Raw genomic sequence first — 24,310 nt, forward strand, 5'->3', positions numbered from 1 at the left:
GGTTATACTCCCGTCCCCGTTAAGCTTTGATATATTTTGTAAAACTTAGAACCTTTTATAAGCTGCACAATTTTAAATTTTTCAATAAAGGTTTTAACGTGATGTCGGTATCGTACGACTAAGACTTGTCCCAATATGGTGACAGGAATAAGCAGCACAAGCGACACAATTAAAGCGCCTAAAGTAAGGGTATTATGGAAATGAGCTAATTTAAGTAAACTCGATTGATAGAGAGATTGCCACAAAGCTTGTAAGCTTTCGTTTGTTAGTAATTGCTCGCCAATGCCAGCAAAAGTAGATGCAAACGGTATTGATAACAGGGAAAATACAGCGAAACCCAAGAAGAATGCGCTTAAGTTTATTCGCAGAATAAATGCGATAAACAACACCAATAAATTATGCAGACTAAAAGTTGGTGTTAATCCTACAATCATGCCTAACGCAATGGCAAAGGCAATTTGTCGTGGTGAACTTTCCGAATTTAACGCTTTAAATAATTTGGCAAGAAGGGTTAACAAAATAACTCCGGTACATACTTAACAATAAATTAACATTATCTATTAAGCATATACCAAAATTTTCTGCTGTAGAACTTTAATCGGCATTAATTGGCCAAGATTAATTATCTTTGATGTTACAGTTGCTTGCGAGTAAATACTGGAACAGCATCCGTTGATAATGCTTCATTATAACTATAGCCATCAACATCAAAGGACTTTAATTGTTCAATGTCATTAATTTGATTTTCAATAATAAAACGCGCCATTAGACCGCGAGCCTTTTTAGCAAAGAAGCTGATCATCTTATATTGATCGTTTTTCCAATCTTTGAATGCCGGTGTAATTACCGTAGCCTTGAGTTCTTTCTTCTTAACTGATTTAAAATACTCGTTCGATGCTAAGTTGATTAAGATATCATCACCTTGCTCTGCAAGCGCTGTATTTACTTTATCAGTAATAATGCTACCCCAGAATTGATAGAGATTAGTGCCTTTATCATTTTCAAGTTTAGTCCCCATTTCTAAACGATAAGCTTGCATCAGATCTAATGGTTTTAATAGTCCATAAAGACCTGACAAAATACGTAAATGTTGTTGAGCGTAATCAAAGTCTTTATCAGTAAAAGAACTAGCATCTAAACCAGTGTATACATCGCCATTAAATGCCAACACCGCTTGTCGAGCGTTTTCATTGTTAAATGGTATTTTCCACTCGGCAAAACGTGCTGCATTTAAGCCCGCTATTTTATCACTAACGCCCATTAACGATGAAATGCCAGCAGGGGTGAGTTTTACACAACGTTTTATCAACTCAGCACTATGTTCAAGTAACTCAGGTTGAGTAAATTTGTCAGTGACTGGCGTTGATTCATAATCTAAATTTTTTGCAGGAGATACGACTATAAGCATAATAATAAACTAAAATAATTGTTTTAAAATAATGAACCTATACTACCTAAAAAAGTGGCTTAAACAATGGCTCTAATGGGAAATTTAAGGATCTAGATGATTTTTTATCAATTATTTGCCATTTTACCGATTAAGCTATTGCTAATTTTCACAGTTTTGTTACTTATAACACTAAATTAATAATACTTTATTCGATATACGTGTTCTGAGGCGCCTATGACTGACCAATTATCCCAATTAAAATCCATGACAACTGTTGTTGCTGATACCGGCGATGTAGATGCAATAGCAAAATATAAGCCCTATGACGCAACAACGAATCCATCGTTATTGTTAAAAGCTGCACAACTAGATAGTTACCAATCATTATTAGCTAAGTCTGTAACTTGGGCAAAGCAACAATCAAATGACAAAAACCAACAAGTTATCGACGCATCAGATATGTTTTCTGTGCTTATTGGTGTTGAGATATTAAAGGTAGTACCTGGACGAATTTCTACAGAAGTAGATTCAAGACTTTCTTTTGACAGCAAAGCTACCATTGAAAAAGCACAAAAACTAATAGATTTATACCAACAACACGGGATCAATAAAGATCAAATTCTAATAAAAATGGCGTCTACTTGGGAAGGTATTAGAGCAGCAGAAGAATTAGAAAAGCAAGGCATTAACTGTAACTTAACTTTACTATTTGGTTTTGCGCAAGCGCAAGCATGTGCTGAAGCTAACGTATTTTTAATTTCACCATTTGTTGGTCGTATTTTAGATTGGTACAAAAAGTCCACAGGCAAAGATAGTTACCTTGCTAATGAAGATCCAGGGGTTCTTTCTGTAACTAAGATATACAACTACTACAAGAGCTTTGATTATAAAACCGTTGTAATGGGTGCAAGTTTCCGTAACGTCGGTGAAATTTTAGAACTAGCCGGTTGTGATCGCTTAACTATTAGCCCGCAACTATTAGCTGAATTAGAAAGCAGCAATGAGCCGGTTGAGCAAAAGCTTACACCTAAAGTATCGAGTCAAGAACGCCCTGCTCCACTCACTGAGAGTGAATTTAGATGGCAAATGAACGAAGATGCTATGGCAACTGAAAAGCTTGCAGAAGGTATTAGAGGATTTACCGCTGATCAAATAAAACTTGAAGACTTACTTGTAAGTTTATTTTAGCAGCTAAGTTTGTTTTTTATTGCTACCAAATCAGCATAATTTTACAACAAAAGATAACAGTTGAACAAAAAGTCGCCGAACGCGACTTTTTTATTGTGTTTTTGTAAATAAATTGTTTATTTTCTGAAATCACTATGATATTAAAAAGATGACGTTGTAAATAGAAGGAGTTTTACTATGGATCCAATTGATAGCTTAGTTGAATTAATTGAAGGTAAGTCGAAAGCCAAAACAAAACAAAAAAGAAAATGGCGAGAAATCGAACAACTCAAAGAAAAGCTTGCATTAGAAAAAGAAATTGAGTTTTTTGATGGCTCTTTTGAACATCTCTTAGAAGATGTTTAAACGCTAATAACATTCACAACGCAAAAGCCGCTTTTATTAGCGGCTTTTTTATCTCATACATCCATGTATTCGGTCCTTCGGACTGCTTCGCAAAGAAAAAATGTTCCAGACATTTTTTTATTTCATACATTCATCTATTCGGTCCTTCGGACTGCTTCGGACTGCTTCGCAAAGAAAAAATGTTCCAGACATTTTTTTATTTCATACATTCATCTATTCGGTCCTTCGGACTGCTTCGCAAAGAAAAAATATTCCAGACATTTTTTTATTTCATACATCCATGTATTCGGTCCTTCGGACTGCTTCGCAAAGAAAAAATATTCCAGACATTTTTTTATTTCATACATCCATGTATTCGGTCCTTCGGACTGCTTCGCAAAGAAAAAATATTCCAGACATTTTTTTATCTCATACATCCATGCACGTCATTCCACACGAGCGTAGCGAGATGTGGAACCTCCTGCAGTATGCTGTTGTTTAATAACAAAACACTCATCAGTACAAAAAACATACATTTTATATTTGTAATTAGCTCTACAACTGGTCATACTAGTTGGCGTTTCAACAAAATAAATTTACCGGCAGCATTATGAGCACAGAATCGATTAAGAACAAAATTTCTCAAGGTTACTCAGTAGCCGAAGAAGTTGTTAATTCCGTTACCCACGGAATTGGTGCGCTACTAAGTGTAGTGGCACTGACATTGATGGTTGTGGTTGCAAATGATGCCTTTGAAATGACTAGCGCTATTATCTATGGCACTAGCATGATCGCGTTATTCTTAGCTTCAACGCTTTACCACAGCTTTACCCATGCCCCTCTTAAGAAAGTATTTAAACTACTTGATCATTGCGCCATATACTTATTGATCGCCGGTACTTATACACCATTCATGTTAATTAGTATCAAAGGGGCTTGGGGTTATTCAATCTTATCCGTAGTATGGACAATGGCTATCGTTGGTATCTATTTTAAATTATTTCATACCAATAAATTTAAAAAAGTGTCACTTATTACCTATTTAGCAATGGGCTGGCTGATCGTAATCGCCGCTCCACAAATGATTGCTAATGTTTCAACCGGTGGTCTAATTTTATTGGCTTCTGGTGGCGCTGCTTATACTTTAGGTGCTGTTTTTTACGCGATTAAAAAAATTCCATTCAATCATGCTATTTGGCATGTCTTTGTATTGGCTGGTAGCATATGTCATTTCCTTGCCATTTACCTTTACGTGATTGACTGATACCTAACTAATTTTTAGGTTTATTTTTGTGCAATCAATAAATTTCTACAATTTACAACGCTACTAAACTAAAGTAGAAGATAGTAATAGAATATAAAAAATAACAAATACATAAGTAGAGCTCGAATAATATGATCTATGCAGACATTACGGGTTGGGGAAAATATATTCCACCAGCTGTATTAACCAATGACGAATTAACTACATTCATGGATACCTCTGATGAATGGATTTCATCACGCTCAGGTATCAGACAGCGTCGTATATCACATATCAATACTGCACAGATGGCTACGCTTGCTAGCAAGCAAGCATTAGCTCGCGCGGGTCTTACAGCAGATGATTTAGATTTAATTATTGTTGCAACGTGCTGCCCTGATACGCTAGTGCCAAATACCGCATCGAAAGTTCAAGAATTACTGGGTACTAACCAAGCTGCTTGTTTCGATTTAAGTTCCGCATGTACCGGTTTTTTGTATGCATTGCAAAACGCAACAGCTCAAATTCGTTCAGGAATGGCGAAGAAGGTACTTGTTGTCGCTGCTGAACGCATGAGCTGGTTTGTTAACTGGAGTGAGCGAAGTTCTGCTGTATTATTTGGTGATGGCGCAGGGGCTGTAATTGTCGAGGCAAGCGACATCGAATGTGGTTTATTAAATGCGAAACTTGGCTGTGATTCTAAAGCTCGTGATATTTTAAGTGTATCGAATTTTGGTACCGATATGGATCGATATGAAAACCCTCCAGGGCCATTAACTCTAGACTTTATTGGTCCTGAAATATTCAAACGTGCTGTGCGTGGTATGGGCGGAGCAACTGAGACAGTAATGTCAGAAGCTAAATTAAATGTCGAAGATATCGATCTATTGATACCACATCAGGCTAATGTACGTATTATCGAAACCATCGCTCAAAAATTGAAGTTAAAGGACGAGCAAGTTATGGTTAATATTCAAAATTACGGTAATACATCTGCAGCTACCGTACCGATTGCCATTTGTGAAGCTCTTGAGAGCGGTAGAGTAAAACCCGGTGATAACATCATCAGCGCCGCTTTTGGTGCGGGTTTAACATGGGGTGCGGGCTTTATTAAATGGGGAAACAGAGTAACCCCAGTAAATGACTATGTTCAACAAGAACAAACGTCAGAAAAAACAGCGCTAGAATTGCTCGCAACGGCAATTAAGCATTGTACCCAAAAACCTGCTTAGTAATCTGCTTAGTAATCTGCTGCTAACGCATTAGCCATAAAGTCGATAAACACCTTAACTTTAGTCGCTAAAAACTGTTTGTGGGGGTATACCGCATATACTCCTATTTCAGCGCTTGGATAATCATCAAAGATCAATTCAAGCTCACCATTATCAATGGCTTGCTGACAGTAAAATAATGGCATTCTAACAATCCCTGCATCCATTTTACTTATCGATAATTGTAAACTCGCATTATTACAAACCACTCTAGGTGTTACTGGTATCGACACCTCTTTACCATTTGCAATTGTGTAACTCCAAACCTTAGGGTTAGGCTGGTAACGGTAACTGATACATTTGTGGTTATTCAACTCGCTGTGCTTTATTGGTTTGCCATAACGTTTTAGGTAACTTGGCGACGCAACCGTCACTAGCCTTGTATCCATTAACTTTTTGGCGATTAAATTTGAATCCTTTAATTTACCAATTCGAATGGCTAAATCGTAAGACTCTTCAACAATATTTACCAATTCATCACTTAGATCGATAACGACATTGATATCTTCATATTGATTAAGAAATTCGCCTATTAAATCGTTTAAGTGACTTTCGGCAATAATCTCAGGTGCATTAATTCGAAGCAAACCTGAAGGCTTGTGTTGAGCTCTGCTCAACGACGCTTGGGCAAGATTCGCATCATCGACTATCTGTCGACAGCGCAAATAATATTGATGGCCTTCTTCGGTTAAACTTATAGATCTTGTGGTGCGATGTAACAATTGAACCGCCATTCGCTGTTCAAGTTGATTCATCTCTTTACTTATATAGGAAGGTGAATGAGAGAGAACTTGAGCGGCTTTAGTAAAACTCAGCGTTTCCGCAACAGTGACGAATACAACCATGCCATCTAACAACTGTGAATTACCACCCATTTGGAAAAAGTCCTATTTTAATTTAACTATTATAATTCAATTGGAATAAATATATACTAATCCCAATTAATCAACAATGACTTAGCGTCTTTAGAACGAATACCTATACAATTAGTGCCTCCAAATAGGGAACTATTGTTTAATGAAAAAGGATATGAACATGAAAATTATCGCATTTGCAGCATCAAGCTCTCGTAAATCAATCAATAAAACGCTAGCAACACATGTTGCTAATATCGCCGCTAACGGCGTTGAAAATGCCAGTGTTGAAATTGTTGATATCAACGATTATGAACTGCCATTATTTAGTGAAGACCGTGAAGCAGAACTCGGTAAGCCAGAATTAGCGCAAGCATTTTACAATAAGCTTGGCGAGGCAGATGCGATTGTTGTGTCTTTTGCTGAACATAATGGTTCATATACTGCGGCCTACAAAAACTTATTTGATTGGACGTCTCGCATTGATATGAAAGTATTTCAGAACAAACCAATGATTATGCTAGCAACATCACCAGGACCTGGTGGCGCTTCAAGCGTATTGGCGGCGGCGACAGGATCAGCGCCATTTTTTGCGGCAGACGTTAAAGCAAGCATCTCAGTACCAAGCTTTTATGATAATTTTGATATGGGATCATCGACAATAAACGATGCCGATATCAACGACAAAATCGAGCAAGCGGTAGCGTTGCTTCGCTAGTTCCTAGCTGTTTTTTAGTTAGTCTAAGATTATTGATAAAAGTACATCATTATAAAGCAGGGATCAGCGCTCGCTATCCCAGCTAAATAATTTCGCACTGATCAATAAAAATACGACAGTCATCGAAACCAACACGGTCAAATGATAACTGATATCAGCAAGCGTTGCCCCTTCGGTAATAATACTTCTCGCCGCAGTTACCAAATGAGTTAACGGGAATATTTCTGCAACAAGTTTGACCATTTCTGGTGCGCCTTCTAACGAAAACCAAATCCCCGATAACAGCATCATTGGCCAAGTTGCCATATTTAATAAGCCGCCTACGAGTTCTTCCGACTTACTCCGCGTTGCAATAAGCAAGCCTAAACTTATCAAACTCATCGCACCGATAATTGTTACTAGAATTAAGTCAACATAACTGCCAAGCATTAAGAAATCGAAAAACATATTACAACCAACGTAAACAACGGTGATCATAAATAAAACAATAAACAGACGAGATAACAGTTGTGCACTGACAAACTCTAGCGCCGATAAAGGTGTTGCTTTTAGTCGCTTTAACACTGAATTTTTACGATAACGAACAATGACATAACCAACACCAAACAAACAACTAAACATCATATTCATGGCAAATATGCCTGGCATTACCCAGTCGATATAACGAATCGATTTACCGGAAGTTTGCTGTCTTTTATAACCATCACTTTGACTTAAAAATACTTGCTCTACCATGTAACTTTTCGGTGATAGTTCATTAACCCAATAATGCTGTTTTTGATCATCAATAATTAAATCAATTTCATGAAGGTTGAGTTTTATTAGTGCCTTATCAATGTCGACATAATTGACGTGGTCGATATATTTAGTTTGCAAAAAAGAGTGTTTCGAATTTTCAAGATCAAGTACACCGATTTTATATACGGCACGACCATCACCAGAAAAGACAAAGGAAAAAATAACCAATAGCAAAACTGGAAAAAGGATATTCCAAGCCAGTGATGATTTGTCCCTAAAAAATTCAATATTTCGAGCTTTGGCAACTGCATAGAAACGCGACAAACTAAACATATATTATCGTTACCCTCTTAAACTATGGCCGGTTAACTTCAAAAATAAATCATCCAAATTAGCCGACTTTATATGTAAACCGGTGAGTGGCAGCGATAAATCTATAAGCTGTTTCATTGTCATTTCGACATTATCAGTTTTAATTTCTACATGCTCCTGACTCGTGTTCCAGTCCTGCTCTATCACTAATTCTTGAGGAATATTAGCTATCGGAAGATAGATGAAAACCTGGCTAAAGTGCTTTGATAGCAATTGCTTAGGTGTTCCCTGCTCTATCACTTTGCCCTTATCCATAATAACTATTTGGTCGCAAAGCTGCTCAGCCTCATCCATATAATGGGTCGTTAAAATAATGGTTTTACCTTGAGCTTTAATATTCTCAATAAGCTGCCAAAAATGACGACGGGATTGTGGATCTAAACCAGTGGTCGGCTCATCAAGAAAAATAATTTCAGGATCATTTATCAGTGCCAACGCCAGCAATAGACGCTGTCTTTGTCCACCTGATAACAAACGGTTATCTCGGTCGGTAAACTCGCCAAGATCACAAAGTTCAATCAATGTATCGATAGCGACTGATTGTTGATAAAAACTGGCAAACAATTGCAGAGTTTCAGTAACGGTTAAATAATCTTGCAGCGCAGTATTTTGAAACTGTATGCCAATTTTTTGGCTGATATCGGCGCCACTTTCGGTTTCATAATTAACCGCGCCAGAAGTCTGTTTGATAATTCCTTCCATTATCTCAATGGTGGTAGTTTTTCCTGCGCCATTGGGACCAAGCAGTCCAAAACATTGACCTTTATTTACAGTAAAGCTAACGCCATCAACGGCTTTTACATCCTTATAATGTTTACAAAGGTCTTCGACTTGTAATATTTGCATTAATGATTTTTGCCCTAATTTATACGTGCTCGCTAACGAATCGTTTCATTGCCGTATGAATGGTCTTTTTACCTGTATAACTATAGTCGTTTGCTAGCGTCTGCCAATCATGTTTTTGTAACAATTTAGCAATCATCATTTCGACAACCTTATTATCAAGCCAATCTGGGCCTTTATTTACTATGGTTGCTAGCAACCAACGCTGTAATGCTGGAGCGCAACTTGAAAACACACGAAATCCCGCTTGAAAACTATGTACAGCCTCAATGTCATTCTCATCTAAGTGTGATGAGCTAGATTGATTTGTTAAAATCAAAGCAACCAAACCTGTGGCCAAATGTTGATATTCATCGGCTAAATAATAAATTAGATCGTTATAAAAGCGCTTGCTGATAACCGCCTGTAACTGCCTAGCTTTATCGGAAATAGCACGTAAAACGATAGCAGAATGTTCGCCACTAGCATTATCTTTGGTAAAGCCAATACGGCAGGTTGAAAATTGATTATCTAACCAAAACTTTAATAGTTGTTTATTGGCACCAAAGCTCGATGCGACAAAATCACAACCTAAACGCTGGCTATAGCTGTGACAATACTCTAATAATTGATGACCCAGTGATTGTCCTTGTAACTGAGGATGAATGGCTATTCTAACAATTCGTTGGTAACTATATTCAAACGCATCCTCAATGCCACTATGAACTAATAAAGATTGTGGAATTAAATGTCCCTTAATGCGTCGAACTGATTGCTTTACTTTGCCAGACAATTCATCGTCTATTTGCCCTTCAGCTAGCAATAATGCAACGCCTACAAGTTGCTGTTCAGTCGATTGCACAATTAAACTCACTTTCGGGTTATCGAGCAACATCATAAGGTCGCTCGGCTTAGTTTGATAGTGAGCGGTAACCAACAAGGCAAAAACCCGTCTCAATAGCGGCTCATCACTAGATAATTGCTGAGCACTAATATACTGGTGATCAATGTCATTTATAGACTGAATGCTTAACTGCGCCTGCTTCGCATCTGCTAACTTGGCATTTAACAACAAAGCGTCAAAACTAAAACGCTCTAGCGGATCATTTTCAGCCCAACGAATTGGTTGTTTAATATGCAGCAAATTAGCATTCGGCCTTGTATGTTTAACTTCATTGACAAACTTAGTACTAAATCCTCGCCCGGCCCCTTCATAGCCATGGACGGTAGAAACAAAAACCTGTCGATGATAGTGGCCCAACAATTGTCTTAACTGCGGCAATGGGATACCGGCCGCTTCATCAATTAATAAAAGATGACAACTTGGTTGATGTTTAACTAAGGCGTCAATGGCAATAAATTCAACGACACTAGAGCCATAAAATACTTGATTGCCTGTGCGTTTAGAGTTTGGCATAAAGTGCTGAATTTGGTTAAAAAACACACTGAGACTATCAGGATGCGGCGCGCTGATGATGATACGCTTGTCCTGCTTTTTTAATAGCTCTACCACGGCTATAGCGAGGGCACTAGATTTACCGCGACCTCGATCAGCGGTGAGTATCAAAGGTCGGTCACGATGGCCTGTCAACACTTGTATTATTTTCTCAACAGCTACGGCTTGTTCAGCAGTAACACAATTTGATTTAAAGTCGTCACTAAACTGGTCTTGGATGACTTGCTTTAATTGATTAATTGCAATTGGTTCATTTTTTTTGGTGTTGGGCAATCGTTGTAAAGATAATGGCGACTGAGGACAAACAAAATCAACGTTGTCGTAAGTTTTCGCGATTTGAATAAAGCGCTGACAAAATAAACTGCTAGAAATCAATGGCTCGGGTAAAACAACAATTGCATGTCCACCAGCAACTAAGGTGCCAGAAAGCGCGGCGAACGCATCGACATTAAAATGCTGCTCTGCTTCAAACACTAATACGTCGTGTTCTTGCCCTAAAAACTGTTTAAAGTTTCGGTTATCAGCCTCAATATTTCCATTACTTTCACTGTTGCTAAAGTGCAATATTGTCCGCGTTTTTAAGGCCAAAAACACTTCGGCAAGTTGCTCCTTTAGCCAAGTTTCGTCGCCTTGTATCAGCAAGGTTCCACGAAGACGCTGGGCGCTAAATTCAACATGGCTTTTAGAAAAATATTCAAGGTAATTATTCAAATCGACACTCACCGCTATATTGACACTAAACAGTTAATTATTATGGATATTTTATAAGTGTACCAGAGTTAACAGTAAATATAACGCCCTTTACATCTGTTCAATTATTGAACAGCCGACAATTTAGATTGACTTTACTTAATCTAGATCAATAATAAACCTATTATTTTTACGAATTAATTCAAATTAACGCCTATAATCTTATATAGTCAATTAACAAAACATTAACAGCAACTTTATATCTTAATAATATTTAAAAACGAGAGATGCCATGACTGAAATAACAAACTCGGGTGAGCAAAAAAAAGATGAACGTAATACCTTTATTTTCCTCGCTGTATTTTTAGGTCCAATATTAGCGGTTGCGATTGTTGCCGCTTATGGATTTACCATTTGGATTAGTCAATTAATAATGGGCCCTCCAGGCGTTTGATAATTCATGGAAGTTGTTATCGATAAATCCAAACGCAATTTTCTACGTGGCCGTAAGCTACCAAAAAAGGTAGAAATACGTTTACCGTGGATAAAATCAGAACAAGCCTTTATTGACGGTTGCACTCAATGTGGCGACTGTATTTCAGACTGCGCACAAAACATTATTATTAAAGCAGACGATGGATTTCCGAAAGTAGATTTCTCAATTGATGAGTGTACTTTTTGTGAAAAATGCATTGATAGCTGTGAGCAAGATTTATTTGTAGAGGCTAAGCAACACTCTGCATGGCCAGCTCATCTCAATATCAAAGACGATTGTTTAGCAAAACAACAAATATATTGCCAAAGTTGTAAAGATGTTTGCGAACCACGTGCAATCGCATTTAAGTTTATCGATAACGCCATACCAAAACCAGTGATAGACCAAGACGCATGTACCAGTTGTGGCGCATGCATCAGTGTTTGTCCGAGCAATTCAACTGAGCTTGTACTGAAGGAAGCATTTAATGGAACAACCAGTAAAAACTAACGAATATCATGTCGCAAGCTTCATTGCACAAATTGATATTTCGCAAAAAAAAGCGGTAGAAGAAAGCATATTATCGACTCCGGGCGCTGAAATTCACGCGACTTCAGATACCGGAAAAATCGTATTTACCATTGAAGCTGACAACCAGAAAAAAATTGGCAAATACGCAGACATTGTTAGGGACCAGGCTGGCATATTCACACTTGCACCTGTCTATCATCAATATTTAGAAGAATAACGGGGAACACTAATGAAATTGAACCGACGTGAATTTATAAAAGCTAATGCTGTCGCGGTAGCGGCAACGGCCGCTGGTGTTGCAGTACCGGCTGCTGCTTCAAATATTATCACTTCAAGTGATATGACAAAATTAAAATGGGACAAAGCGCCTTGTCGTTTTTGTGGCACAGGTTGCAGTGTTAACGTCGCCACCATGGACAATAAAGTTGTGGCTACTCATGGTGATATTAACTCACCAGTAAACAAAGGCCTTAACTGTATCAAAGGTTATTTCCTATCAAAAATTATGTACGGTAAAGACCGATTAACCTCGCCTTTATTGCGCATGAAAGATGGCAAGTTTGATAAAAACGGTGATTTTACACCTATTACTTGGGACCAAGCTTTTGACATTATGGCGGAAAAAGCCAAAGCAACGCTTAAAGAAAAAGGTCCATCTGGTGTCGGTATGTTTGGTTCAGGCCAATGGACAGTTCAAGAAGGTTATGCCGCAGTAAAACTTTATAAAGCTGGTTTCCGCTCTAACAATATTGACCCAAATGCTCGTCACTGCATGGCCTCAGCCGTTGGTGGTTTTATGCGTACCTTTGGTATCGATGAGCCTATGGGTTGTTATGACGATATGGAACATGCCGATGCATTTGTGCTTTGGGGTTCTAATATGGCTGAAATGCATCCAATATTATGGACTCGTATTACTGACCGTCGTTTAAGTAACCCTCACGTTAAAGTTGCGGTACTTTCAACATTTGAACATCGTAGTTTCGACTTAGCTGATAATGGCATGATCTTCACGCCACAAACTGATTTAGCAATTTTAAACTACATTGCTAACTATATTATCCAAACTGATCGTGTAAACAAAGATTTTGTTAACAAGCATACAAATTTCAGACTAGGTAATGCTGATATTGGTTATGGATTGCGTCCAGAGCATCCTCTTGAGAAGAAAGCCAAAAATAGCGATGCAAGCAAAGCCGGTGGTTCAACACCAATGAGCTTTGAAGAATACGCTAAGTTTGTGAGTACATATACAGTTGAGTACACATCAAAACTATCTGGTGTCCCAGAAAATAAACTAAAAGCATTAGCTGAACTTTATGCTGATCCAAAAACTAAAGTTATGTCTCTATGGACCATGGGCTTTAACCAACACACCCGTGGCGTTTGGGCGAATAACTTAGTTTACAACATTCATTTATTAACCGGTAAAATCTCAACACCAGGTAATAGCCCGTTTTCATTAACAGGCCAACCATCTGCTTGTGGTACCGCTCGTGAAGTAGGTACATTCTCACACCGCTTACCTGCAGATATGGTGGTTGATAACCCGGATCACAGAAAGTACGCCGAAAAAATATGGAAACTACCTGATGGCACCATTCCTGCCAAACCTGGTTATCATGCAGTACTGCAAAACCGTAAATTAAAAGACGGTGAATTGAATTTCTACTGGGTGCAATGTAATAACAACATGCAAGCGGCGGCAAACATGAATGAGGAAGGTTACCCTGGTTATCGCAACCCGAAAAACTTCATCGTTGTTTCAGATCCTTACCCAACCGTAACCGCACAAGCAGCCGATCTTATTTTACCTACCGCAATGTGGGTAGAAAAAGAAGGTGTTTACGGTAACGCTGAGCGGAGAACACAATCATGGTATCAACAAGTTAGTGCGCCAGAAGGTGCATTCTCGGATATGTGGCAATTGGTTGAGTTTTCAAAACGCTTCGCCATGGAAGATGTATGGCCAGAAGAGTTGTTAGCTAAGAAGCCCGAGTATCGTGGTAAAACTTTATTTAATGTTCTATACGAAAACGGTAACGTTAATAAATACAAACTCGATGAAATTCCAGATGATCGTTTAAACCAAGAGTCTCGTGACTTTGGTTTCTATATTCAAAAAGGTTTATTCGAAGAGTATGCAACCTTTGGTCGCGGTAAAGCACATGATTTAGCACCATATGACCGTTATCACCAAGAGCGTGGCTTGCGCTGGCCTGTTGTGGATGGCAAAGAAACCTTATGGCGCTTTAAAGAAGGCTCAGATCCATACTGTAAACCAGGTTCAGATTTCGACTTTTATGGTAAGCCTGATGGCAAAGCGGTAATTTTCGCCTTGCCATATGAGCCGGCTGCAGAATTCCCTGATGCTGAATACGATTTATGGTTATCGACGGGGCGTGTGTTAGAGCATTGGCATTCAGGTTCAATGACTGGACGAGTACCAGAAATTCATAAAGCAATGCCGGATGCCGTTGTTTATATGAATCCAGACGATGCTAAGAATCGCGGTTTAAGACGTGGCGATTTGATTAAAATAGTGTCTCGTCGTGGTGAAGTTCAAACTCGAGTTGAAACCAGAGGCCGAAACAAGCCACCACGTGGATTAGTATTTATGCCATGGTTTGATGCGTCTCGCTTAGTAAATAAAGTGACCTTAGATGCTACCGACCCGCTTTCGAAAGAGACGGACTTCAAGAAATGTGCAGTTCGAATTGAGAAAGTGTAAGGAGAATAACAATGAAAAAATCAATAATCACTTTGATCTCAACAGTTGCTCTTTGCTCTGTTGCCTTATTTAGCTTTGCTAATGAAATTGCAACCTTGCGTGACAATACAAGTATTGAAACGCAAAAAACGCCGGATAAGATGCCAGATGTGACAAACACGGATATTAAGAAAAGCCGTGCATATCCAATGCAGCCGCCGTTGATCCCGCATAAAGTGAGAAATTATCAAGTCGACCTAAAAGCTAATACGTGTATGTCTTGTCATTCAAGAAAACGCACTGAAGAGTCTCAAGCACCGATGGTTAGTGTGACTCACTATATGGATAGAGACGGTAATTTTTTAGCTGAAGTATCTCCTAGACGCTACTTCTGTAATCAATGTCATGTTCCTCAACTCGATGCTAAACCGCTGGTTGAGAACACGTTTGTAGACATGGATACAATGATGAAAGAGAAGCAAGCTAACCAAGACGAAAACGAATAAGGCCTCGCTATGAAAAGTTTAATTATTAAATTATGGCAAACCATTCGACGCCCTAGCGTTCATTACAGTTTAGGATTTTTAGTCATTGGAGGCTTTGTCGCAGGTATCATCTTTTGGGGTGGTTTTAACACAGCGTTGGAACTGAGTAACACTGAAGAGTTTTGTATCAGTTGTCACGAGATGGAAAACAATCCATATGAAGAGTTAAAAACAACGATTCATTTCACTAACCGCTCTGGTGTTCGAGCAACATGTCCTGACTGTCATGTGCCTCATAATTGGACCGATAAGATTGCTCGCAAGATGCAAGCTTCTAAGGAAGTTTGGGGCAAGATTTTTGGTACAATTAATACTCCAGAAAAGTTTGAAGCCAAACGCCGACATTTAGCTGAAAACGAATGGACAAGATTAAAAGCTAATGACTCGTTGGAATGTCGTAACTGTCATAACTTTGATTATATGGACTTTACTGCACAAAGTATTCGTGCAGAAGAACAACATTCAACATCATTGGCAAGTGGCGAAAAAACCTGTATCGATTGTCATAAAGGTATCGCTCACCAACTTCCTGATATGGAAGGTGTTGAAGGCTGGTAAATTGGCTTTAATATAGCGCTAAGCTAGATATTAAAATAAAAAACCGAATCTATTATTGATTCGGTTTTTTTACTTAACTTCAATTGAACAACGGTACAATTTTTTATTACATTTCTACTAAATTATCAGCACCAACTTGCTTCACTATCTGGATTTTTAAGTTGCTCCTCAACATTAGCAAGTAATATTCGATACCCTACATTACCGAACAATACCTGACGACCGTTATCGATAATATAAGACGGGCTGCCTTTTAACATATGATCGTTTGCTGCTTTATAATCGTTCATTAATGCCGCCATTGCCTGACCATTATTTATTAGCTGTGAAACAGAATCGTTATCAACATCAAAGGGTTCGATTAGCGAATTTAACACCGAAAAGTTAGATATATCCTGGCAGTCACAATAAAAGGCTTTACGAACTTGGCGAGCTAATTCACCACTTAATTTACTACCAGCAACTAGTTCTATCGCCTTTAAAAACAGATGTGCATTAGCAGAGGTGGATGGCTGGGTCGACTGCCAAATATTATTGTGCACTATTGCATCTTCGTATGGCTCGGCGGAGTGCTTTACGTGTTGTGCAAAACCGGGGAAACCACCGCGCTCTTGCCATTGGGTGTTAATTTTGTGATATACATCGCCGAAAATATTCATATAGCGATAACGAATTTCAATTCTATCGCCAAGTTGTTGATTTAGTTCGTCCAACCGACGTTGCGCAATCCAAGCCCAAATACAAAGAACATCGGAATAATACTCTATGGTGACTTTCTTGTTCATCATTCTCACTTAAACGTTCTTACTTGAACATTTTATTTAGACACTATTATTTAAATACTACAGCCTTATCACTCGCTGTGTAGGTTCTACTTTCAGGCTTAGTCCATTCACCGTTTTTGAAATAAGCGGTGCTTACTTTAATCGTATTGTCTTTATACGTGCTCGTTGATTTAACTTTGGTAATGCCATTCTCATTGCCAACCACATCTTCAAACGCAACAAATTGATTGTCATCGACAACTTCTATATAGCCTGAAGTATAAAAGTCAGCAGTAGTGAAATAATAAAATATAATTTTTTGTTGCGCTTTATCCCAAAATATAAGTGACTCACCGCCGTACATACCTTGATTAATAGAGTGAAGAGTGCGAAGTGCTTTACCATTTAATGCGACTTCATTCTTGCTTACATCAAGTACTTCTGGCTTATCACCATCCCATTCGAAGACAGATTCCCATGTACCGACAAACTTGCTAAACACGGCTAACTTAGGATCAAGCACTGCTTGTTTATCAGAGATATTTATCCGTTCCATTTCGACGCTAGAGTTATTCGATTTAGCCGTGTTACTTGTGTGGTTGCTGCTCGTACAACCAAATAATGAAAATGAAATGACTAACAAGAAAGTTTTTATGTGTACCATATGAAGCCTGTCTAATGTTCTAGATATAAGACATAGTTTGGTAAAGAAAGAGAAAAACTGCAACAGCTTATTTTACAGTTCAGTTTTTATGCAAGTAGCAAATGTAAAGGTACAAAAGATATCGGATCATTTGCTCAACAGAGGCCAGAGCTATCGATTTAAAGATTTACTAACCCATTTTTTGATAATGATTTATAAATCCGTTTGCTTCGGTTTGCAAAATTAGTGAATTCAGCTAAATCTGGCGCATCATCTTGTTCTAAACGACATTGCCAATAGTCGACTTCCATCGACATATATTCCATTAACTTTTTAGGACAACCGATACATTTTCCAGCACAAATTTCCGCTTCGGCCATGCCAAACGGTAATGCTTTATTAATTTGGTTAAGCAATGTTGTCATCGCTTCGGTTGTCGTCGGTTTCATATTGCTCTGTGTTTACAAATGGGCTAATGTTGATTAAAGCATATTTCTGGCAGTTAAATATTAATTTAGATCAATAATGATTAATCTAAAGGAAGTCGATATTAAAGCGGTTTACGAGCAACAATTTGCGCTATTGCCTTTTTGTTTGAGCTGTCTTCTTTATCAACAATTCCTTCAAAATAATGCAATACCTGCCAATCATCAAAATGTTCTAATAGCTCTTTAGGTTTTAATAAAAACTTGGGATTGGTTGGGCGACCAAATTGTGGTTGTTCGGTTGTGAATGTTTCATAAACTATTAAGCCACCCGGCTGGATTGCTTGTTTAATACTCGCCATCAATGGTCTATGCAAATAGTTAAACACAAGAATTGAAGAAAATGATTTACCTGTAAGTGGCGAGGTTGACGGCTGCTCAAAATCGACCTGCCAAAATGTTGCCTTATCTAATGGCAATGGGTCCTCACTAGGCTTGATATCTGCAAACACAACATCAAGCCCTTGGCTAACCAGATAGCGACCATTTCGGCCATTACCACAAGCAAGATCAAGGCTCGGAGCTAACTTTTCAGCAACTGCCAACTCAATTAGATAATCTTTTAATAATGATGAATGAGCCAATATTAGGTTTTCCTTTAAAAGAATAGTAATTGGCTACATTAACAAGTGACTGAATGGTTCTACCCAAACAGACTCACCCGCTTCAACAGTGCCCTGGTCTTTATCTAAGACAATAAAGCTATTGGCTCTACCTAAGCTAGTTAATATGCCAGAACCTTGTGAGCCAGTGCTGGTGACAATTGGCATCCCTTGCTCATCATAGCTAAGCACTGCACGTTGAAAATCCATTCTGCCCGGAGATTTTTTTAGCTTAGTAGTGGTGGCGGCTTTAAAACGCGTTTTCGCTTTTGCATTCAAGCCTTGCATCTTTTCAATGCCTGGCACACCCAGTTGGTAAAAAGTAACAAGTGCTGATACAGGATTTCCTGGTAAACCAAAAAACACACTATTTGATAACTTACCAAACGCAAACGGCTTGCCCGGTTTCATCGCAATTTTCCAAAAGTTAATTTCACCAATTTCTGATAAAACTTCCTTTGTGTAGTCAGCCTCACCAACCGAAACGCCGCCACTTGATATGACCACATCTGCAAGTTGATCCGCTTTTGTAAAAGCTTGTCGAATCGCTTCCTTGTCATCTCTAATGATGCCAAAATCCAATATATTAACGCCAAGTTTTTGCAATAACGGTCGAAGTACGAAGCGATTACTTTCATAGATATCACCTTCCGCTAATTCTTCGCCAGGTAAACGAAGTTCATCGCCAGTTGACAATATGGCTACGTTTATATCGCCAAAAACTTTTACTTTGGCAATGCCTAAAGATGCGATCATTCCAATATCTACCGCAGATAATTTATGGCCCTTTTCAAATACCGTCACGCCTTGGGCTATATCTTCACCTTTATATCTTACATTGCCTTTTTCACTCGGCGATTTGGTAAGTACTACGGTATCTTTATCTACACGTGTATTTTCTTGCATCACTACGGTATCACAGCAATCTGGTAATTTTGCGCCTGTCATGATGCGAATACATTGACCGCTTTGGGTCACACCTGTAAATGGTTCTCCTGCAAAAGAACGACCCGCTAGTTGTAATCCGCCTCCTGCTGCAATTTGTTCTAGCGAACTATACTTAAACGCGTATCCGTCCATCGCAGAGTTATTGTGCGGTGGCACAGACACAGGTGACGTTACGGTATCAGCCAACACTTTACCTAGGGCATTCTCTATTGAAATAGATTTAATACTGTTGGTAGTATAAACGTTATCTAATAATTGGCTTAAAGCTACTTCAAAAGCCATTAGGCCTGGCGCAGAACAACAATCGGACATAACAATCTCTATGGTTTAATTAATTTACGTGACCACACGTAAGGTGAAAAAAATAGCGACATTGGAGTGCTCAGCAACAATCTGCAATGTTCTAAATGAGAATTAATAGCTATTTAGCGGTATTTAGCAAATTTTGTCTAGTATAAGAGTATACAATTAGAAACAATTCGTTAACTTGTTGATGCAAATCAACATCACGTTAACAACTAAGCGCTACTTTAACCATCAAAATCTAGGTAACTCATTTTGTTTGTAAATTTATCAATTTTTGATGTCGCCACAAATAATAATGGTTCAATAATTGCGTAATTGATAATAATAATAAAATATCAACGGAGAAAAAAATGAAAAACAGTAATTTCTTTAAAGCAAGTATTCTTGCACTGGGTGTTGGCGCTGCATTTAACTCTTCTGCTGCAATAACAGATGATATCTCAAAAGCGGTAAAAGATTCGAAAGTCGATGTTTCTTTGCGTTATCGCGCAGAAACAGTGGATCAAGATGGTACAAATGAAGACGCACTAGCTTCGACTTTGAAAAGCCGCATTACAATTAGTACAGGAAAAGTATTTAATTTAAGCGCAAAAGTTGAAGCGGACAATGTCAGCTTTATCGGAAACGACAGTTTCAACTCGACAGTAAACGGCAAAGGCACTTACCCAGTAGTTGCAGATCCTGAAGGTAGCGAAATTAATCAAGCCTACTTGCAATACAGCGGTAACATATTCACTGCAACCGCAGGTCGTCAACGTATTAATTTAGATGATCAACGTTTTATCGGCGGTGTCGCATGGCGTCAAAACGAACAAACGTTTGATGGTTACCGTTTACAAGTTAAGCCATTAGACGCATTAACGTTAGACGCAAGTTATGTTTTCAATGTAAACCGAATTTTTGGCGAAGATAGTGATAAGTCAGACCTAAGCGGCGATTTGATCCTATTAAATGCAAAATATGCGATAAATAAGCAACATTCAGTATCGCTTTATAATTATTCTTTAGAATTTGATGGCGCTGCTGCAGGCACTTCAACGAACACCATGGGGGCTACTTATAACGGTAAGTTCAAGCTAGGAGGCACTGGCCTTGCTGTTAAAGCTGGCTTTGCTAATCAAGAAGATGCCGGTGACAACCCAACAACATTTGAAGCAAGCTATTCAGTATTAGAAGTAATGGCTAACTTTAAACGTTTCAGTGTTGGTGGTGGTATTGAGACACTAGGTAGTGATAATGACGTAGGTTTTAGCACGCCATTAGCGACTTTGCATATGTTCCAAGGTTTTGCCGATATATTCTTAAATACACCTAAGACAGGTATTGTTGATACTTACGTTAAAGGGTCAACAAAAATAGGTGGTGTAGGGTTATCTGCGGCTTACCATATGTATGAAGCGGATGAAGGTAACGCAGAGTATGGTACGGAAGCAAATATTGCCGCAGCATACAAATTTAACAAACAAGTATCTGGTTTAGTGAAAGCCGCCAGCTACTCTGCTGATGACTTTGCCACAGATACAACCAAGCTATGGTTTATGGTTACTGCAAACTTTTAATAAAAGATGACTCCCATTTATTGGTGATATGCTAAATTAGTGGTAGTCTTAATAAACAAACTTATATCGCCGAGCTTAGGTTTCTAAGTATTGTTCAGCTAATCATTAGTCGAATAATTTATGAATACTAAGCCGTGGCAATGACTCCAAATGTGACATTAATGTCAATTGCGGTTATAGCCACCAGGGCTAGCAAGGAAACTTTCTAGCCTCCCGACTTTGGAAAGGTGAACATGCTACAAGATAACTTCGGCCGCAAATTTTATTATTTGCGCCTCTCTATTACTGACGTTTGCAACTTCCGTTGTAATTATTGCTTGCCTGACGGTTACGAGTGCGATCACGATCGTGACTTTCTAAAAGTCAATGAAATAAAACGTATCGCTAATGCCTTTGCCCAAATGGGCACCGAAAAAATTCGTATCACCGGCGGTGAGCCGAGTTTACGTAAAGACCTTCCTGAAATCATCCGTACCGTCAAACAAACAGCGGGTATAAAAACCGTTGCTATGACGAGTAATGGCTTTAAATTAACTGAACACATTGACGATTGGATTGATGCTGGACTCGATTCGTTAAATTTAAGCATTGATAGCTTAGATCCAAGACAATTTCAGGCTATAACCGGAAAAGACAAATTACAAACTATTTTAGATGGTATTGAAAAAGCGCAAAAACGTGGTTTTAACAATATCAAGGTCAATACAGTTTTGATGCGTGAGTACAATCATCATGAAATGAAACAGTTTCTTGATTGGGTCAAACACACGCCAATTAGTTTGCGTTTTATCGAACTCATGCAAACAGGTGACAACCAAGAGTTTTTTGAGAAGCAACATGTCAGCGGTGCCAATATTAAGGCGATGTTACTTGAAAGTGGCTGGATGCCAGTGATCCGCAAGAAAGATGCGGGGCCAGCAGAAGTGTTTTCACACCCAGACTATCAAGGCACGATTGGATTGATCATGCCTTACTCAAAAGATTTTTGCGCTACATGTAACCGATTGCGAGTGAGTTCGTTAGGTAAACTTCATTTATGTTTATTTACCGAAAACGGTTTGTCTCTGCGTGAACATTTACAGACGGATGATAGCCAAGGGCTTAAAGATTGTATCTCTCATATGATGACTGACAAGAAACTAAGTCATTATTTACAAGAAGGTATAACCGGTGGAACCAAACACTTAGCGATGCTTGGCGGATAACAAAGGCAGTAATGATGAACACAGCACCAATAGATTGCTTAGGCATTATACTTGCCGGCGGCCAATCATCACGAATGGGTGAAAATAAAGCGCAACTTACCTTCAACGACAGCACTATGTTGGAACATTGTCAGCAACTTCTAAAACACTGCCACCTACAACGCGTCGTCATTTCAGGCGAAAATAACGGCGGTGTCGCTGATTTAGTTAACGAAGGTGGCCCGTTAGCAGGCATCTATTCCATCATTAAAAAATACAATCCGAAATCGATTTTAGTACTACCGATAGATATGCCTTTTATTCACCACAAGCACTTGCTGGAACTAAAATTAAAAGGCTCTTTATCAGCGCGCAGTGCGCACTACAATGACAGTTCATTACCCGCATTTATCCCTGTAAACGCATTTTTGACTGACTTTTTACAACAACAATTTACCAGCGACAATTTTGTCGCGACCAATCGAGGTCCATCGTTTAAGCAAGTGTTTAAAATGACCAATGCTTTAACCTTAACGATTGACAACAAGCAAGCTCTGTTTAACACCAATACTCCTGAACAGTGGCAACAAGCGATTAAGTTAACTCAACAAAATTTTAAAAAAGGCAATTTATAGTATGTCCAAGGTTTCTTCTCATTTAAGCGGTGCTGAATTCGTACCATTAAACATTGCTGTTCTTACCGTAAGCGATACCCGAACCGAAGAAAATGATACCTCCGGTAAAGCGTTGGTCGAACGATTAGTTGAAAGCGGTCACAACTTAGCTGACAAAGCCATCGTCATCGATGATGTTTATCAACTTAGAGCAATTATGTCGAAGTGGATAGCAGACAACAATATTGATGCTGTTATCTCAACCGGTGGCACAGGCTTTACTGCGAGAGACAATACCCCTGAAGCAATATTGCCATTGTTCGACAAACAAGTTGAAGGCTTTGGGGAAGTATTTAGAGCAATTTCTTATGATGAAATTGGCACCTCAACTATGCAATCAAGAGCATTTGCAGGAATGGCAAATCAAACCGTTATATTTTGTGTTCCAGGTTCTACCAATGCCTGTAAAACTGCATGGGATAAGGCCATCAAAGAACAATTAGATGCCAGTCATCGACCGTGTAATTTTGTGCCTCATTTAGGCCTAGCAGAAAAATGTAACAGTCGCGGCTAATAGGATTTGTAAGATGAATGATTTAACCCATTTAAATGCCAAAGGCGAAGCAAACATGGTTGATGTCAGTGCCAAAGAAATCACTGCACGCACGGCATGGGCTGAAGCCTTTATTACAATGAGCGAAAAAACACTGTCACTCATTAAAAGTGGTGAACACGCGAAAGGCGATGTCTTCGCGGTTGCTCGTATTGCTGGTATTCAGGCCGCTAAAAAATGTAGTGACCTTATCCCATTATGCCACCCTTTAATGCTTTCAAAAGTGCAAGTAGATTTTGAGATCGACAGTGAAAACAATCGAGTACGTATCATCACCATGTGCCGTCTCGCCGGTCAAACTGGCGTGGAAATGGAAGCTTTGACGGCAGCATCCGTTACTGCGTTAACATTATTTGATATGTGTAAGGCAGTCGATCCAGCAATGGAAATTGGTGGTATAAAAGTATTAGAAAAGCAAGGTGGTAAATCTGGCCATTGGACTAGAGGCTAAGCAGGTATGATTAATGTATTATTTTTCGCTGCCATTAGAGAACAACTGGATTGCGAACAGTTAGAAATCAAAAGTGAACATATAGAGACCATCGCTGACCTAAAGCAACAGTTGGCGACTAAAGGCAAGGATTGGCAGCAAGTTTTTCAAGACAGCACCCTACTTGCCGCATTAAATCAAGATATGGCAGAAGACACCGCGCCATTGTCAGCCAATGATACGGTCGCCTTCTTTCCTCCAGTAACTGGCGGCTAAA

General features: G+C 38.8%; 28 protein-coding genes and 1 riboswitch. Of the genes, 17 read left to right on the forward strand and 11 right to left on the reverse strand.

Annotated features, from left to right (window positions below; translation table 11 throughout):
- Nucleotides 1-2 precede the first annotated feature (2 nt).
- Both LT090_RS13230 and yaaA read right to left on the reverse strand, forming a co-directional pair.
- A complete protein-coding gene (locus tag LT090_RS13230; RefSeq protein ID WP_068547816.1) occupies nucleotides 3-518 on the reverse strand; it encodes a TIGR03546 family protein in 516 nt (171 codons plus the stop codon).
- A gap of 116 nt (nucleotides 519-634) precedes the next feature.
- Entirely contained in the window at nucleotides 635-1,408 is a 774-nt protein-coding gene (gene yaaA / locus LT090_RS13235; protein WP_068547815.1) for a peroxide stress protein YaaA, read from the reverse strand.
- Nucleotides 1,409-1,624: 216 nt separating this feature from the next.
- Between yaaA and tal the strand changes: the two genes are divergently transcribed.
- The 4 genes from tal (at nucleotide 1,625) to LT090_RS13255 (ending at nucleotide 5,377) form a co-directional block, all read left to right on the forward strand.
- On the forward strand, nucleotides 1,625-2,578 hold the full coding sequence (gene tal, locus LT090_RS13240; protein WP_068547814.1) for a transaldolase: 954 nt from the start codon (nucleotides 1,625-1,627) through the stop codon (nucleotides 2,576-2,578).
- 177 nt (nucleotides 2,579-2,755) lie between these two features.
- Nucleotides 2,756-2,923 carry a DUF3545 family protein gene (locus LT090_RS16850; protein ID WP_082897277.1) on the forward strand — a complete coding sequence of 56 codons (168 nt, stop codon included), beginning with the start codon at nucleotides 2,756-2,758 and terminating at the stop codon, nucleotides 2,921-2,923.
- A 589-nt stretch (nucleotides 2,924-3,512) separates the two neighbouring features.
- A complete protein-coding gene (gene trhA, locus LT090_RS13250; protein ID WP_068546010.1) occupies nucleotides 3,513-4,166 on the forward strand; it encodes a PAQR family membrane homeostasis protein TrhA in 654 nt (217 codons plus the stop codon).
- A 131-nt stretch (nucleotides 4,167-4,297) separates the two neighbouring features.
- Complete coding sequence (locus LT090_RS13255) at nucleotides 4,298-5,377, forward strand: ketoacyl-ACP synthase III (RefSeq protein ID WP_068545990.1); 1,080 nt, start codon at nucleotides 4,298-4,300, stop codon at nucleotides 5,375-5,377.
- An 8-nt stretch (nucleotides 5,378-5,385) separates the two neighbouring features.
- Here LT090_RS13255 and LT090_RS13260 read toward each other — a convergent pair whose 3' ends face one another.
- On the reverse strand, nucleotides 5,386-6,291 hold the full coding sequence (locus tag LT090_RS13260; RefSeq protein ID WP_068545989.1) for a LysR family transcriptional regulator: 906 nt from the start codon (nucleotides 6,289-6,291) through the stop codon (nucleotides 5,386-5,388).
- Between the two features lie 160 nt (nucleotides 6,292-6,451).
- On the opposite strand from LT090_RS13260, the gene LT090_RS13265 reads away from it, so the two are divergent.
- Nucleotides 6,452-6,988, forward strand: coding sequence for an NADPH-dependent FMN reductase (locus LT090_RS13265; protein ID WP_068545988.1), 537 nt, complete (start codon nucleotides 6,452-6,454; stop codon nucleotides 6,986-6,988).
- A 63-nt stretch (nucleotides 6,989-7,051) separates the two neighbouring features.
- On the opposite strand, the gene LT090_RS13270 is transcribed toward LT090_RS13265, so the two are convergent.
- The 3 genes from LT090_RS13270 to LT090_RS13280 are packed head-to-tail and all read right to left on the reverse strand — an operon-like array spanning nucleotide 7,052 to nucleotide 11,087.
- On the reverse strand, nucleotides 7,052-8,059 hold the full coding sequence (locus LT090_RS13270; protein WP_068545987.1) for an ABC transporter permease: 1,008 nt from the start codon (nucleotides 8,057-8,059) through the stop codon (nucleotides 7,052-7,054).
- 9 nt (nucleotides 8,060-8,068) lie between these two features.
- Nucleotides 8,069-8,944 carry an ABC transporter ATP-binding protein gene (locus tag LT090_RS13275; RefSeq protein ID WP_068545986.1) on the reverse strand — a complete coding sequence of 292 codons (876 nt, stop codon included), beginning with the start codon at nucleotides 8,942-8,944 and terminating at the stop codon, nucleotides 8,069-8,071.
- A 19-nt stretch (nucleotides 8,945-8,963) separates the two neighbouring features.
- Nucleotides 8,964-11,087 (reverse strand): tRNA(Met) cytidine acetyltransferase TmcA, encoded by a 2,124-nt coding sequence (locus tag LT090_RS13280; protein ID WP_157726611.1) that lies wholly within the window; start codon nucleotides 11,085-11,087, stop codon nucleotides 8,964-8,966.
- A gap of 271 nt (nucleotides 11,088-11,358) precedes the next feature.
- On the opposite strand from LT090_RS13280, the gene napE reads away from it, so the two are divergent.
- Genes napE through LT090_RS13310 form a run of 6 tightly spaced genes read left to right on the forward strand, consistent with a single transcriptional unit; the run spans nucleotide 11,359 to nucleotide 15,885 of the window.
- Nucleotides 11,359-11,520: a periplasmic nitrate reductase, NapE protein gene (napE, locus tag LT090_RS13285; RefSeq protein ID WP_068545984.1), complete on the forward strand. Its 162-nt coding sequence runs from the start codon at nucleotides 11,359-11,361 to the stop codon at nucleotides 11,518-11,520.
- Nucleotides 11,521-11,526: 6 nt separating this feature from the next.
- Nucleotides 11,527-12,051 carry a ferredoxin-type protein NapF gene (gene napF, locus LT090_RS13290; RefSeq protein ID WP_068545983.1) on the forward strand — a complete coding sequence of 175 codons (525 nt, stop codon included), beginning with the start codon at nucleotides 11,527-11,529 and terminating at the stop codon, nucleotides 12,049-12,051.
- Nucleotides 12,029-12,289, forward strand: a complete 261-nt coding sequence (locus LT090_RS13295) for a chaperone NapD (RefSeq protein WP_068545982.1) — start codon at nucleotides 12,029-12,031, stop codon at nucleotides 12,287-12,289. The genes napF and LT090_RS13295 overlap by 23 nt, the downstream gene beginning before the upstream one ends.
- A gap of 12 nt (nucleotides 12,290-12,301) precedes the next feature.
- On the forward strand, nucleotides 12,302-14,803 hold the full coding sequence (napA, locus tag LT090_RS13300) for a nitrate reductase catalytic subunit NapA (RefSeq protein WP_068545981.1): 2,502 nt from the start codon (nucleotides 12,302-12,304) through the stop codon (nucleotides 14,801-14,803).
- An 11-nt stretch (nucleotides 14,804-14,814) separates the two neighbouring features.
- Nucleotides 14,815-15,288 (forward strand): nitrate reductase cytochrome c-type subunit, encoded by a 474-nt coding sequence (locus tag LT090_RS13305; protein WP_068545980.1) that lies wholly within the window; start codon nucleotides 14,815-14,817, stop codon nucleotides 15,286-15,288.
- Between the two features lie 9 nt (nucleotides 15,289-15,297).
- Nucleotides 15,298-15,885, forward strand: coding sequence for a cytochrome c3 family protein (locus tag LT090_RS13310; protein ID WP_068545979.1), 588 nt, complete (start codon nucleotides 15,298-15,300; stop codon nucleotides 15,883-15,885).
- Between the two features lie 125 nt (nucleotides 15,886-16,010).
- Here LT090_RS13310 and LT090_RS13315 read toward each other — a convergent pair whose 3' ends face one another.
- From LT090_RS13315 to moeA, 5 genes are all read right to left on the reverse strand, one after another.
- A complete protein-coding gene (locus tag LT090_RS13315) occupies nucleotides 16,011-16,673 on the reverse strand; it encodes a DsbA family oxidoreductase (RefSeq protein ID WP_226996484.1) in 663 nt (220 codons plus the stop codon).
- 43 nt (nucleotides 16,674-16,716) lie between these two features.
- The gene (locus LT090_RS13320) at nucleotides 16,717-17,205 is read right to left on the reverse strand and encodes a hypothetical protein (protein ID WP_193408704.1); all 489 of its coding nucleotides are present in this window, start codon (nucleotides 17,203-17,205) and stop codon (nucleotides 16,717-16,719) included.
- Between the two features lie 266 nt (nucleotides 17,206-17,471).
- On the reverse strand, nucleotides 17,472-17,741 hold the full coding sequence (locus LT090_RS13325; protein WP_068545977.1) for a hypothetical protein: 270 nt from the start codon (nucleotides 17,739-17,741) through the stop codon (nucleotides 17,472-17,474).
- 101 nt (nucleotides 17,742-17,842) lie between these two features.
- A complete protein-coding gene (locus LT090_RS13330) occupies nucleotides 17,843-18,361 on the reverse strand; it encodes a class I SAM-dependent methyltransferase (RefSeq protein WP_068545976.1) in 519 nt (172 codons plus the stop codon).
- A 33-nt stretch (nucleotides 18,362-18,394) separates the two neighbouring features.
- On the reverse strand, nucleotides 18,395-19,639 hold the full coding sequence (gene moeA, locus LT090_RS13335) for a molybdopterin molybdotransferase MoeA (protein WP_068545975.1): 1,245 nt from the start codon (nucleotides 19,637-19,639) through the stop codon (nucleotides 18,395-18,397).
- Between the two features lie 344 nt (nucleotides 19,640-19,983).
- Between moeA and LT090_RS13340 the strand changes: the two genes are divergently transcribed.
- From LT090_RS13340 to moaD, 6 genes are all read left to right on the forward strand, one after another.
- Nucleotides 19,984-21,192, forward strand: a complete 1,209-nt coding sequence (locus LT090_RS13340) for a porin (RefSeq protein ID WP_068545974.1) — start codon at nucleotides 19,984-19,986, stop codon at nucleotides 21,190-21,192.
- A 55-nt stretch (nucleotides 21,193-21,247) separates the two neighbouring features.
- A riboswitch (molybdenum cofactor riboswitch) is annotated at nucleotides 21,248-21,438 on the forward strand.
- Entirely contained in the window at nucleotides 21,426-22,397 is a 972-nt protein-coding gene (gene moaA, locus LT090_RS13345) for a GTP 3',8-cyclase MoaA (protein ID WP_068545973.1), read from the forward strand. It overlaps the preceding riboswitch by 13 nt.
- Before the next feature lie 11 nt (nucleotides 22,398-22,408).
- The gene (gene mobA, locus LT090_RS13350) at nucleotides 22,409-23,011 is read left to right on the forward strand and encodes a molybdenum cofactor guanylyltransferase (RefSeq protein WP_082897124.1); all 603 of its coding nucleotides are present in this window, start codon (nucleotides 22,409-22,411) and stop codon (nucleotides 23,009-23,011) included.
- A gap of 1 nt (nucleotide 23,012) precedes the next feature.
- On the forward strand, nucleotides 23,013-23,564 hold the full coding sequence (gene moaB / locus LT090_RS13355) for a molybdenum cofactor biosynthesis protein B (protein WP_068545971.1): 552 nt from the start codon (nucleotides 23,013-23,015) through the stop codon (nucleotides 23,562-23,564).
- Nucleotides 23,565-23,577: 13 nt separating this feature from the next.
- Nucleotides 23,578-24,054: a cyclic pyranopterin monophosphate synthase MoaC gene (gene moaC, locus LT090_RS13360; RefSeq protein WP_068545970.1), complete on the forward strand. Its 477-nt coding sequence runs from the start codon at nucleotides 23,578-23,580 to the stop codon at nucleotides 24,052-24,054.
- A 6-nt stretch (nucleotides 24,055-24,060) separates the two neighbouring features.
- Nucleotides 24,061-24,309, forward strand: a complete 249-nt coding sequence (moaD, locus tag LT090_RS13365; protein ID WP_068545969.1) for a molybdopterin converting factor subunit 1 — start codon at nucleotides 24,061-24,063, stop codon at nucleotides 24,307-24,309.
- Nucleotide 24,310: the final 1 nt, after the last annotated feature.

Origin of the sequence: Thalassotalea crassostreae (assembly GCF_001831495.1) — a bacterium.
Classification (GTDB): domain Bacteria; phylum Pseudomonadota; class Gammaproteobacteria; order Enterobacterales; family Alteromonadaceae; genus Thalassotalea_A; species Thalassotalea_A crassostreae.